This is a genomic window from Chryseobacterium sp. KBW03, assembly GCF_003852415.1.
Lineage (GTDB): Bacteria > Bacteroidota > Bacteroidia > Flavobacteriales > Weeksellaceae > Chryseobacterium > Chryseobacterium viscerum.
The window spans coordinates 30,635-43,328 of record NZ_QAJO01000015.1 but is presented as its reverse complement, the minus strand read 5'-3'; the positions used below and the strand labels follow the sequence as shown (position 1 = coordinate 43,328).

The 12,694-nt window shown below is 36.8% G+C and carries 13 protein-coding genes; 4 read left to right on the top strand and 9 right to left on the bottom strand.

Features of this window, described 5'->3' with window-relative positions; genetic code table 11:
• The first annotated feature begins 146 nt into the window (after positions 1 to 146).
• Positions 147 to 1,469 carry a sensor histidine kinase gene (locus DBR39_RS23070; RefSeq protein WP_124537029.1) on the top strand — a complete coding sequence of 441 codons (1,323 nt, stop codon included), beginning with the start codon at positions 147 to 149 and terminating at the stop codon, positions 1,467 to 1,469.
• Positions 1,459 to 2,145, top strand: coding sequence for a response regulator transcription factor (locus DBR39_RS23065; protein WP_124537028.1), 687 nt, complete (start codon positions 1,459 to 1,461; stop codon positions 2,143 to 2,145). Before DBR39_RS23070 ends, DBR39_RS23065 begins: the two co-directional genes overlap by 11 nt.
• A 4-nt stretch (positions 2,146 to 2,149) precedes the next feature.
• Here the strand turns inward: DBR39_RS23065 and DBR39_RS23060 are convergent, their stop codons facing one another.
• The 9 genes from DBR39_RS23060 to DBR39_RS23020 form a co-directional block, all read right to left on the bottom strand.
• Positions 2,150 to 2,977 (bottom strand): endonuclease/exonuclease/phosphatase family protein, encoded by an 828-nt coding sequence (locus tag DBR39_RS23060; protein WP_124537027.1) that lies wholly within the window; start codon positions 2,975 to 2,977, stop codon positions 2,150 to 2,152.
• A gap of 66 nt (positions 2,978 to 3,043) precedes the next feature.
• Positions 3,044 to 3,247: a hypothetical protein gene (locus DBR39_RS23055; protein WP_124537026.1), complete on the bottom strand. Its 204-nt coding sequence runs from the start codon at positions 3,245 to 3,247 to the stop codon at positions 3,044 to 3,046.
• Positions 3,244 to 4,506 (bottom strand): S8 family peptidase, encoded by a 1,263-nt coding sequence (locus DBR39_RS23050; RefSeq protein WP_124537025.1) that lies wholly within the window; start codon positions 4,504 to 4,506, stop codon positions 3,244 to 3,246. The genes DBR39_RS23055 and DBR39_RS23050 overlap by 4 nt, the downstream gene beginning before the upstream one ends.
• A gap of 12 nt (positions 4,507 to 4,518) precedes the next feature.
• A complete protein-coding gene (locus DBR39_RS23045; protein ID WP_124537024.1) occupies positions 4,519 to 5,097 on the bottom strand; it encodes a hypothetical protein in 579 nt (192 codons plus the stop codon).
• The gene (locus tag DBR39_RS23040) at positions 5,097 to 5,795 is read right to left on the bottom strand and encodes a hypothetical protein (RefSeq protein ID WP_124537023.1); all 699 of its coding nucleotides are present in this window, start codon (positions 5,793 to 5,795) and stop codon (positions 5,097 to 5,099) included. Before DBR39_RS23040 ends, DBR39_RS23045 begins: the two co-directional genes overlap by 1 nt.
• Positions 5,796 to 5,810: 15 nt before the next feature.
• A complete protein-coding gene (locus tag DBR39_RS23035) occupies positions 5,811 to 6,698 on the bottom strand; it encodes a DUF2589 domain-containing protein (protein ID WP_124537022.1) in 888 nt (295 codons plus the stop codon).
• A 358-nt stretch (positions 6,699 to 7,056) separates the two neighbouring features.
• A complete protein-coding gene (locus DBR39_RS23030; protein ID WP_124537021.1) occupies positions 7,057 to 8,997 on the bottom strand; it encodes a M1 family metallopeptidase in 1,941 nt (646 codons plus the stop codon).
• An 82-nt stretch (positions 8,998 to 9,079) separates the two neighbouring features.
• Positions 9,080 to 9,961 carry an SDR family oxidoreductase gene (locus DBR39_RS23025; RefSeq protein WP_124537020.1) on the bottom strand — a complete coding sequence of 294 codons (882 nt, stop codon included), beginning with the start codon at positions 9,959 to 9,961 and terminating at the stop codon, positions 9,080 to 9,082.
• 176 nt (positions 9,962 to 10,137) lie between these two features.
• Positions 10,138 to 10,548 (bottom strand): DUF1573 domain-containing protein, encoded by a 411-nt coding sequence (locus tag DBR39_RS23020; RefSeq protein WP_124537019.1) that lies wholly within the window; start codon positions 10,546 to 10,548, stop codon positions 10,138 to 10,140.
• A 161-nt stretch (positions 10,549 to 10,709) separates the two neighbouring features.
• Between DBR39_RS23020 and DBR39_RS23015 the strand changes: the two genes are divergently transcribed.
• Both DBR39_RS23015 and DBR39_RS23010 read left to right on the top strand, forming a co-directional pair.
• Positions 10,710 to 11,963: a sensor histidine kinase gene (locus tag DBR39_RS23015; protein ID WP_124537018.1), complete on the top strand. Its 1,254-nt coding sequence runs from the start codon at positions 10,710 to 10,712 to the stop codon at positions 11,961 to 11,963.
• Between the two features lie 12 nt (positions 11,964 to 11,975).
• Entirely contained in the window at positions 11,976 to 12,659 is a 684-nt protein-coding gene (locus tag DBR39_RS23010; RefSeq protein ID WP_124537017.1) for a response regulator transcription factor, read from the top strand.
• Positions 12,660 to 12,694 lie beyond the last annotated feature (35 nt).

Here is a 12,694-nt window from a genome sequence, read left to right as displayed (position 1 = left end):
AAATCCTATCAAACAAAACAACGGTTCTGTTCTATGGGTACAAAATTCCATATTGAAAGGGAGAATCTCGGTTAACGATGGGTTAATGATAGGTTAATGACAAAAATACTATTTCAGTAGAATGCTAAAGCTTTATCTTTGTTTCAATGATATCCAAGAGTAAAATTCTTATCTCCGTTTTTGCTGCCCTGTTCCTTCTTTTACTAGGAATACAGGTTTATTTTATGTACAAGACCTATCAGGTCAAAGAAAGAGATATCTACAGATCCGTGAATGACGGGCTTACCAACTACACCGATAATCTGGAAGATATCCACGAAGTCAAAGAAACAAAAGATGATTCTCTTCAGCAAATCATCATCAGGTATCATAATAAAGAGATCAACAGAAAGGATTTTTTAAATTATTTCATAGAAAACAGAAAGATAGCCAGAGAAAGACTGATGCACTATATCGACAGTCGCTACCAGAAAGACGGCTATGAAATTTCTGCAAGAATCCGGTATCTCTCCATTGTTCACCTTCCGGACAGTGCCAAAGTAATCACCGAGCCTATTATAATTTTTGAGACAAAGGACAGGATTAAAAATCCCCGTATTGCCAGCAACGGAAGCTGGGAAACCTCAACCACAAAAAAAGATGATTCGGATAAAGGTCAGGTTGAAAAAAGAAATACTTTTCTGGTGAAAACCCAGACCGATTTTGAGATTAAAAATATAAAGAGTATTGTTTTCAAAGAGCTTACTTTATTGATCATTTGTTGTGTTATACTTCTTTCCGGTGTTCTTCTGCTTTATATTTTCACGATTAGAAATCTGATCCAGCAGCAGAAGCAGGTAGAAGTTCTCCACACGATTGTGGATAACATTTCACATGAGTTTAAAACACCCATTGCTACATTAAAAATAGCTTCTAAAGCATTAAAAAAAGGATGGAATCCTGAAACACTCCCCCTTATTGACCGTCAGATTTCCCGGCTTGAAAGTCTGATGCTGCAGCTTCATAAGGATGAAATGCCGGATGAAATGATTGCAGTACAACCAGAGGATTGGAACTTTTTTATTCAGGATCTTGCCGTCACTTATCCCGACAAGGATTTTAACCTTGACAATACGATCTCACAAAAGCTTCCTTTTGATAAAAACCTAATGGAGACCATTATTAAAAATCTTTGTGAAAACAGTGTAAAATATGGTGCATCTGTTGTTAACATAGCGATCAGAACTGCCTCCCAGCAGCTGGAGATTGAAGTCGCTGACAACGGCCATGGTATGGAGACCAAAGAGTTAAATACTATTTTTGAAAAATTCTACAGAATACAGAACAATAATATTCATAACAGTAAAGGGCTTGGACTCGGGCTTTATTTCGTGAAGAAAATCATTACAAATTATAGTGGCAAAATAAACGTTTCCAGCCAGCTTACTAAAGGCAGTACTTTTAAAATATCAATTCCTTATGAAAACTAAAATCCTTCTGGCAGAAGACGATCCGGATTTCGGAATGATCCTGAAACAGTATCTTGAATTGGAAGATTTTGAAGTCAGCTGGTTTCAGAATCCTGAAGAGGTTGTACCGTTGCTTCATGCTGATTTTCCTTTTCAAATAGGAATTCTGGACGTGATGATGCCTCATCTTGACGGCTTTTCTCTGGCTAAAATGATCATCAAGGAAAAAAAGGATTTTCCATTGCTGTTTTTAACTGCCAAAAACCAAAAAATAGACCGCCTGACGGGATTGAAAATAGGTGCCGATGACTATATTGCTAAACCTTGTGATCCTGAAGAGCTTGTTTTAAGAATTAAAAATATCCTGAAGAGAACACTTCCCGCTGTTACGGAAAACGAGATCAGGATTGGACAGTTTTCTCTGGATACAGCCAAACTTCTGCTGTCACATCCCAATGGCAATTCGAGATTAACCATCCGGGAACAACAGCTTCTCTTGTATCTTCTGAAACACAACCGCTCTATCATTACAAGAGATAATATTCTGGATAACCTGTGGGAAACCAATGATTATTTTACGGGTCGCAGTCTTGATGTATTCATCAGCAGGCTTCGCAAGTATTTCATTAGTGATCCCGAAATAAAAATCCAATCCCTGAGAGGAATTGGATTTGAAGTCGATTTTCCAACCCACTGATTTTTTATAGGGAAAGATTCACAATAACCGGAAAATGATCAGATGGATAAAGTAAATTTTCTCTTCTGTCATTGATGTGTCTGTGAGATTTTATCTTAAAACCATTTGTAAAAATATAATCAATTCTGTCTTTCGGAGCTTCGTTTACATTGAAACCCGTGAAAGTTCCTACCGGACCATAATGTTTGGTTTCTGAGTGATAAAAAGTGTCTTTCATATTCTGGGAAAGAATTTTAATCGGTTCAGAATCATCAGTAAGGTTAAAATCTCCACTTAATGCTACCGGAAGATTTTTAGGATTCAATTCTTTGATCTTTTTCAGGATCAGCTCAGAAGATTTTACTCTTGCAACATTTCCTACATGATCGAAATGGAGATTCATTGCCAGGAATTCCTTTTTCGATTTTTTATCTTTAAATACAGCGTAGGTACAGATTCTGTTCAATGCAGCATCCCATCCTTTGGAAGGTTTCTCCGGAGTTTCAGACAACCAGAATGTTCCTGATTTTACGACTTCAAGTTTGTCTGTATCATAAAATATAGCAGAAAACTCACCTTTTTCTTTGCCGTCATCTCTTCCTACTCCTATATAGTTGTAATTCTTCAATCCGTTTTTAATATCCTTCATCTGCTCCGGAAGCGCTTCCTGCACTCCGAAATAATCCGGATGATAATACGTCAGTAAATCGGCAACATCCTGTTTCCTATTGGGCCATGCATTGTCTTTATCGGATTCAACATTCAGTCTGATATTGAAACTCATCACGGTAAGGTCCTGTGAAAATCCTAATGCAAAAAGCATCAGAAACATCATTGAAAATCTGAAATTCATATGGTATTTTATCACTAAGAGACAAAAATAAAACTTCTCTGCGACAGAAAAGCTTTATTGATATGATTATATTGTTAAATTATCTTTTTCTTCTTCTATAGATATAAAATAGTCCTGAAACTCGGCTTCCAAAACGGGTGTATTACTTTCAAGTTTTACAACACCAATGGTTTTGTAGTGGGCAGCCAGTTTTATGCTTTTACTTTTTAGCAGCGTTTCTAGCTTTTTAAAATTTATATCTTTCTTTAAAACAGCGAGATAAGTGTTCATAAGTGGACCTGTATTAAACCGTTTCCTATATCTCTGTATTTTATGCCTTCAATAGGCCTGGCTTTGTTTTCAATCAGTTCCCAGATCTCTTTTGCAGATTTATTGGGAAACTGTTCAATATACAATGCTGCAAGTCCGGAAACATGCGGTGCTGCCATACTGGTCCCGCTCATGGCATAGTAAAAATTATTTTTGTTCTTTGTGTTTTTAGGATAGGCGCTTATAATATCCACTCCGGGAGCACAAACATTGATATTCCCTCCTGTAGACGGATTGATTCCCGCATTTGAGAATCTGGCAATCTTCATTTGAGCATCAATGGCTCCAACCGCCATGATAGATTTTGAATTGGCCGGCATTGAAACCGGTTGCGGAATCTGCGGTCTGCTGCTGTCATTTCCTGCAGCCGCTATAATAAGACAGTTATTTTCCAGTGCTCTTTCTCCTATTGTTTCAAAAAGGACAGAAGGCTGATCATCCAGCTTCACTGGAGACGCCAGCGAAAGAGACAATATTCTGAATTTTTTCGTGATGGCCCAGTCTATCGCATCAATCACGCTGCTGGTGGTCCCTCTTCCGTTATCTGCAAGCACTTTTGCAATCTTCAAATTACAGTCCTTAGCAATTCCGTAACGTTTTCCGTTATCATTTCTGGTATTTCCTGTGGCAACTCCTGCACAGTGGGTTCCATGTCCGTTGGGATCTCTGTTCCAATCTTCTCCATCTATAAAAGACTTCCCTTCAATTTCTTCAGAGGAGAAATCGGGATGGGAGGTTTCAAGCCCGGTATCCAGAATACAGATATCAATCCCTTTTCCTGTAAAATGGGTATTTTCTAAGCCAATCGCTTTCAGCCCCCATTCCATTTCAATGAATGATTGTTGAGGTAAAGGCTTACTGGTGATATATTTTTCAAGTTCTGAAATCTTTTCTGCAAGTCCGGCTGACTGTTTTTTAAGCTCATTAATCAGCTGCAATTCATCAGCAGGAAAAAACTCCCTTTCTTTTTCGTAGTAAACAATAGAATTCGATTCATTTTCCACCGCACTTTTCAATTGCTCTTCATCCATATTATCTACTACAAGAACCCCAAGATTCTTGTAAAGCACCCCGTTGTTCTGATCAATAATTTCATAAGAACGGTTTTCTTTGGAAAGAAACTCCGAAGAAGTAATGTTCACTTCCAGTTCTTTCTCTATTTTTTTGAGTGCGGTTTTCTGCTGATCTTTTAGCAGAACGATATATCTTCCGGTTTCCATAATGATCTTTTTTTAAATTAATTTCAGAAATACTTTTTCCAGGATAAGAAAAATATCTTCCGCAATAACGGTAAGTCTGAGTTTCTTATTAATTCCGGATATTGCTGCATTCTGTACAGTCAGTGAAGTCCAGAAGCTTTCAATTTTAGGAATAGAATCCATTTCTTTCAGTTTTTCATCATCCAAAATTCCATTCTGGTATAACGAAACAATAATCCCTGAAATAAGTTCTTCTGCATCCTCTAGTTTTTTGTTTTCCTTAGCCCAAATCTCCATCAGAATATCATAAATACTTTCTATTCCATTGAATGAAAACCCTCCGAGAATTTCTCGTCTTCCCGTTGTTATTTTCTCCATTTTTATGGGATTAAAACCTCTTTTAACAGTTGCAATCATATTCATAATTTTCAAAACTTCAGATTCATGGCTGGTACTTCCTTTGGTACGGAAATACTCCAGAACTTCGTTAAGAAATACATCAAACTGGGCATCAAAGTCAAATGATTTTGACAGATATAAAGCCTGAACTTCATTGAAATGTTCCAGAAGCTCCTTAATTTTCTGTACTGTGTAGTGAATAAGTTCCTGCATTACTCAAAAGTTATCTGTTCTATTTCGTTACCGTCTTTATCTTTGTATGACACAATCCTGATTCCTTCTTCCTCCATTTCCACATGAAGGTTGATGAATAGCTTATCTTTATCTTCTGCCGCACTTGTATTGGGATCTATGTAGATGTTGTTCAGCTTTGCATTGACCAGCGTATATTTATTCAGTAAAACCTTTGAAAAAATTTCTTTCAGTTCATCAGTCTCTTCTTCCGTGGTCCCGTCCTGAGGTCTGAAGATTCCGGAATCAAGAATTTTGATTTTATTTCGGAGATCCAGTTTCAGCACTTCATTGGCAGGAAGCTTACCGAATTTCTGATCATTTTTTTCCAGTTTACTGAACAGGGTCTTGAATTCTTCAGTCTGAATCTGTCTTTTTGAAATTTCACGAATATTCAGTTTTTTCTCTTTATTCACCAGGCGGATTCTTTCATTCATTTCTGAAACGAACTGATCCTGATTCAGTTTAAAATTATATTTGGGAGCTGAATCTATATCCGTGATCTTGATCGGGATATCCATCTTTACACTGGGCAGTGCATATCTTGGAACCTTAAAATATTTAAGATACTCATGACGGGCATATTCTTTTGCAATAAGAACCGCATTCTCGTCCGCTTTTTTACGAGCCTGAATTATCTCGTTGTTGAGATAATCCAGGTAATCTGATAATTTTATCATTTTTCGTAAAATATATTATTGTGAAAGAAGTCCAAGAACTTTTTCAAGCCCAGCAGGCATTTCATCATTGGTCGCCCGTACTTTCACGCCAAGAGAATATTCTTTTTCCACTTTGATTCCCGTACTGGAAGATCTTTTATAGGACACATCCACTTTGAATTTTACAGGTCCCCATCCTCCGGATGCTCCTGCATCTATTTTAAATTCATCACTTACATCTTTGGTAAACGTTGAATTCAATTTAACATTAAAATCGACTTCACAAGATTCGATTCTGAAACTTGGAACATTCAGCAATGCTATAAAAGGCGTTGAGATTTCTACATCACTAGGAATGGTTTTAGGATTGCTTGCACTTACTGGCTCGTCAGATTTAAAATCTGGATTCGGAATATTTTTTTTGTATTTGAATTCTGCCATTCTCAGTTTTTTAGAACTGGCTGGATTAGTAGGATCTGTAAGCTCGAAACCTACTTCATTAATAAAACTAACAGTGGCAATAGAGGCATTAGACTGCGCTTTTACACAGGCATCCAAAGGTCCGCCAATGATGGTGGCAAAATCAATACTTCCCAATTCTGCTGCAAAATCTGCACTGGCAGCGTCTGAAGTTTTGAAGATCTCTTCATCGGCAGCCATTTTACCGGCAATCAGCTTCATGATTTCTGAAGAGGCTCCGGAAAACGATTTTTCCCACTTTTCATCATAATTCTTTTTGAAGTCTTCTACGATACCTAGCAGTTCTTTATTGGTCAATGCACTCAATTCTGAAGTTTCAATTCCTGATACTTTTTCATAGACTGCCGGGGTAAGAACTTTTTCTACTCCTGATAAAAGGTCGATTAACTCATTTTTTGTTTTCTTGGCGTGGCTTGTTTCAAGCACTGATTTTAATGTTTCCATGTTGTTTTGTTTTTAAATTAATATGGTAAGACAAAATTATATTGCCGACCACCAAAACATTGCAGGAGAACCCCTTCACTTGACCCGGAAAAACACCCTAAAATAAAAAGCCTGAACTTATGATTGTAAGTTCAGGCTCTTGTAATTTATAATGCAGATATTTATTTTGTATAAACGCAAAGATTATATGAATTCTTCTTATTCTAAAGTAAGCTAAGAAAACAACAAACTGCTGACGAAGCTGTATAATTAGCGTTCGCTTAGAAAGAATCAATGAAGTCGATTCCATCTTTGCCGCCTTAAAAATTCAATATCAAATATTAAATCTTTACGTTAAATCTAAATGGATCTAACATTTCTATGCCGGAGTTTTGCTATTATTTTCGATATTGATATCGGGAACGACCGAATTCGGATCCAATTTTACCTCATCTATTTCCTTTTTAGAATCTACTTTGAATGTCCATTCTGTATTTCTCTTCCATACTTCAACAGGGATTTTCATTGTTTGTACCGTTCCGTCTTTGAATTTGATCTGTACGGTTGTAGGCATTGGTAGCTGACCTATATTTTCAATGGTAATCTGAACTCCGTTTTTAAAATCTCCATTGATATATTTTACGTTTTTAACCGCCTGGTCAATTTTCCATTTATTAAAGAACCATCCTCTCCAGAACCAGCTCAGTTCTTCTCCGGAAACATTTTCCATGGTATGGAAGAAATCCCATGGTGTAGGATGTTTGAAAGCCCAGCGGTCTATATACGTTCTGAATGCTTTGTCAAATTTTTCAGGTCCGAGAACAGTTTCTCTTAAAACAGCTAATCCTGTTGCTGGTTTGTAGTACGCCAAAGCTCCGATATTTCTTTCTCTCATATTATCCGGTCCTACCATAACAGGCTCCAGGCTATCTGTCATCAGATAACTTCCTGAGCGCGCAAGATTCGGCTTGGTATAATATTCTCCTTTATTGAAAGCTTCGGTTGAAAGCCCGTTAATGAATGTGTTAAACCCTTCATCCATCCATGCAAATAATCTTTCATTAGATCCAACAATCATCGGAAACCAATTGTGCCCAAATTCATGGTCTGTAACACCCCAAAGATCTTCTCCTTTAGAATCCATATGACAGAAAACAATTCCCGGATATTCCATTCCGCCTTCATTTCCTGCTACATTGGTGGCAGCCGGATAGGTGTATTCATACCATTTTTTTGAATAATGTTCTATGGCTGCTTTTGTATATTCTGTAGATCTTCCCCATGCTTTTTCTCCGGCACTTTCTGCAGGATAAGCTGAAATAGCCAAAGATTTCTTTCCACTAGGCAAATCAATTTTTGCAGCATCTAAAATAAATCCGGCAGATGACGCCCATGCAAAATCTCTTGTCTGTTTTATTTTAAACTTCCATGTTTTTGTCCCTGACGTTTTATTTTTGCCAATTTCAGATTCAGGGTGAATCATTACCGTTTTATCGCTGTTTCTCGCCTGATTCCATCTGTTGATTTCTTCTTTGCTGTAGACTTCTTTTTCATTCAGAAGCTCTCCGGATGCTACTACATAATGATTAGCCGGAACCGTGATATTGGCTGTAATATCTCCGTATTCCAAATAAAACTCCGAAGCTCCAAGATAGGGCAATGTATTCCATCCCAATACATCATCATACACACACATTCTCGGATACCACTGTGCCATGGTAAAGATTTTACCGTTTTTAGTGTCCTGTATTCCCATTCTGTCTGAACCGTAATCAGGAGAAACAAAAGAATATTCAATTTCTATTTTGGCAACACCTCCATTGGCTTTCAGTTCCTTTGGAAGGTCAATCTGCATTCTTGTATCGGTAATGGTATAGCTTACTTCTCTTTTTCCGTCAAGTCTGATTGATTTAATCTTGTATCCACCATTAAATTCTTCGCCATGCGCTCCATTTCTGCTTCCTGAAAGCGGAACTACTCCATTTCCTCTGGAATCCTTCGCAAACAGGTTCTGATCCAGCTGCAGCCAAAGAAAACCTAGTTTATCCGGGCTGTTATTGGTATAGGTAATTTCCGCAGTACCGGTAATCTCTTTTTTATCTTCATTCAGGCTGACATTCAAATGATAATCTGCTGAATTCTGCCAATAAGCATGTCCTGGCTGTCCGCTTGCAGAACGGGTTGCTGTACCTGTCTGCGGATAGAAAAATGGCTTAAATGCTTCTACATAATCATATTTCGGGGTTTGCTGCGCATATACAGTCCCTGAAAATAATACAACTGCAACAGTCGAAACAAGGGTTGGAAGTTTAAAATTCATTTGAAAATTATTATTTACTACATAGGTAAAAAAACTCCCGGAATTGTTACATATCCGGGAGCTTTTTTTACTATAACTTTAACTAGTTTGATTTTTTAGACTTGATCATTGCTTCCAAAGCATCCCACATTTCACTTGGGATTGCTTCAAGCATATTAAATTCTCCTGCCCCCTGAAGCCATTCTCCTCCATCTATTGTAACCACCTCACCATTCATATAAGCTGAGTAATCAGAAACCAGATATGCGGCAAGATTGGCAAGCTCCTGATGTTCTCCTACTCTTCTCAACGGAACTTTCTTTTTCATATCGAATTTCTCCTGAAGATCTCCAGGAAGAAGTCTGTCCCAAGCTCCTTTTGTAGGGAAAGGTCCCGGAGCAATGGCATTGAAACGGATTCCGTATTTCGCCCATTCTACAGCCAAAGATCTTGTCATCGCCAAGACTCCTGCTTTTGCACAGGCTGATGGCACTACATAGGCAGACCCTGTCCATGCGTATGTTGTTACAATATTCAATACAGTTCCCGGAGTTTTAGAATCTATCCAATGTTTTCCTACTGAAAGTGTACAGTTTTTTGTTCCTTTTAAAACGATATCCAGAATAGAATCAAAAGCAGAGTGAGTCAGTTTTTCTGTTGGAGAGATAAAGTTTCCGGCAGCGTTATTCAACAAAATATCAATCTTACCGAATTCTTTTAAAGCAGCTTCTTTCATCGCCTCTACTTCCTCCCAGTTTCTTACGTCACAAGCTACACAAAGAACTTTACCGCCTGTTTCATCTTCCAGTTCCTTCGCTGTTGTTTGTAACTTCTCCAGGTTTCTGGAAGTAATCACCACTTTGGCACCCAATTCAAGAAAGTATTTGGTCATCGCTTTTCCAAGACCGCTTCCACCTCCTGTAACAATCGCTACTTTATCTTTTAGTGCACCTTCGCGCAGCATAGGTTGTGTATATAGATTCATAAAATATTTTTTCTTAAAAATAGCAAATATTGAAATGCAATCCCTTAAAATAGGTTGATAAATAATGCTACAAATAACTATTCTTTATATTATTTGAAAAAATAAATCAAATATTCGAAAACAAAATAGCCTGATAACAGGTACCAGGCTATTTTTTATTTTTTTCAAATGATATACTAAGAAGTAACTACTCCTTTGAATGAAAGCGCTTTAGGCGTCTTGCTATCACTTGTTGTAACGTTCACTGTTTTCATAAACGGACCTGCTGCTGCTGCATTAAAACTAGCTTCTACAAAACCTTTTTTTCCTGGCTGGATAGGAGTTTTTGTATAATCCGCTGTAGTACATCCGCATGAAGGTGCTACATTTTGTATAATGATTGGTTTTGAACTTGTGTTGGTAAATTCAAATCTGATCAATTTTGGTTTTCCCTGAGGAATATTTCCTACATCTATAGATTCTGATTTCCATTTAATAGCATCTGCAACCATTTTTACGATTGAAGGTGCATCTGCAGTAAGTACATTCGCATAAAACGGAGAGAATGCTAAAACAGCTAAAAGAGCTGTGATTTTTAATTTTTTCATGAGTATAAATTTTAATATGTTAGAAAAGGATTATCTTCTTTCGATGTAACAAATGTAAAACAGACTATGGTTACAACTTGTTAACCGCTGTCAAACATTTGTTAACAAGTTGTTAATGATAAAAGATAAATAGATATTTTTGGATAATATTGTTTCAGGAAATGAAAATAAAAAAACTCAATATTATAATAACACTGGGATTTGTAGCTATTATCGGGATTTTAATAGCTCAGCTGATGTGGACGCGCCAGGCTTATAATCTTGAAGATAAAAAGTTTAATCAAAAGGTAAATATAGCCTTAATGGAAGTCGCGGAGAAATTATCCGGAGGTAAAACTTCTTATACAGAAAATCCTGTACAAAATATTGCGAATGACTATTATGTGGTTAATATCAACAATGAATTTCATCCCATCGTTCTTGAATATTATCTAAAAACAGAATTTACACGTTTTCAGATCAATACAGATTACGTATATGCATTATACAACTGCCACAGTGATAAAATGGTGTATGGAAAGTATATGACTTCCCATCAGGAAAGCCCAAGCAATAAGGTGATTAATTTTCCCAAGCACAAAAATCTGATCTATTATTTCTCCATACGTTTTCCTGATAAAACAACGTATCTGATCAGTTCATTGAGGTTCTGGTACCTTCTTACATTTGCTCTTATTATCATTCTTCTGGTGTATGTTTATTCTATCTATACCATTATTCAGCAAAAGAAATTTTCAGAGCTGCAGCGTGATTTTATCAACAATATGACCCATGAGTTTAAAACGCCGTTGTCTTCTATCCTTTTGGCTTCAGAAGCGCTCAATAAGCAGGAAATGGTACAGGAAAATTCTAAACTGCAGACCTACACATCCATTATCATCAATCAAAGTCACAAGCTCAATAATCATATTGAAAAAATATTGAATATTGCAAAGAATGATGCTTCCGGATTGTCTTTAAAACCTCAAAAAATCATTCTGCTTCCCTTTATTCAGGAGATTGCAGACACCATACAGCACAAAAATACAGACCTCAGCATCGAAATAGATATTGAAAACAGCACCTCCATAATGGCTGATGAATTTCACTTTACCAATATCATTTACAACATTTTAGATAACTCCATCAAGTATTGTGAGACAAAACCTGTTATTAAAATTTCATCCTATAAAGATTCAAAAGGTTTATATTTAAAGTTTAAAGACAACGGAATGGGTATCCCGGCTAAAAATATTCCTCAAATTTTTGAAAAATTTTACAGGGTACATACCAAAAGAAGCGAGGAAGTGAATGGTTTTGGACTGGGATTATTTTATGTAAAGAAGGTAGTACAGCAGCATCACTGGAAAATTTCTGTGGAGAATAATGAAGACAAAGGGATTACAACCACTCTTTTTTTTCCGTTTTCAATTTAATCATGGGTAAGTATGGAGAAATCTAAAATTTTATATGCCGAAGATGACAAAACAATAGCATTCCTGGTTGAAGACAGTCTGGAAAGTTATTATGACATCAGCTGCTATTCGGATGGTGAATCTGCACTGGAAGCATTTAACGGTCAACATTTCGACATTTGTCTGCTGGATATTATGATGCCTGGTATGAACGGATTTGAGGTAGCAGAGCAGATTCGTAGCAAAAACTCAGACATTCCGATTATTTTTATTTCTGCAAAAGCTTTAAAAGAAGACAGGATCAAAGGACTGAAAATAGGCGCTGATGATTATCTGGTAAAACCATTCAGTATTGAAGAACTGATACTGAAGATTGAAGTTTTCCTGAAGCGTACAAAAAAAACGGATACTTCTCCTCTGAAATATAAAGTCGGGCAATATGATTTTGATCCCAAAAATTACACGCTTCAAGGTTTAGAAACCAGTATTACTCTTACCCAAAGAGAATCTGATCTGCTTTTATATTTCATCCGCCATAAAAACCTTGTTGTGAAAAGGCAGGATATTCTGAAAGCCATTTGGGGAGACGATGATTATTTCATGGGACGAAGCCTTGATGTATTCATTTCCCGACTGCGAAAAGTATTGGCTGAGGAAAAGGGTGTTTTAATCGAAAACCTGCATGGAATAGGTTTCCGTTTTTCCGAAAAAAAATAAATATTGAACGAATTCACGTAAAATAAAACTGCAAA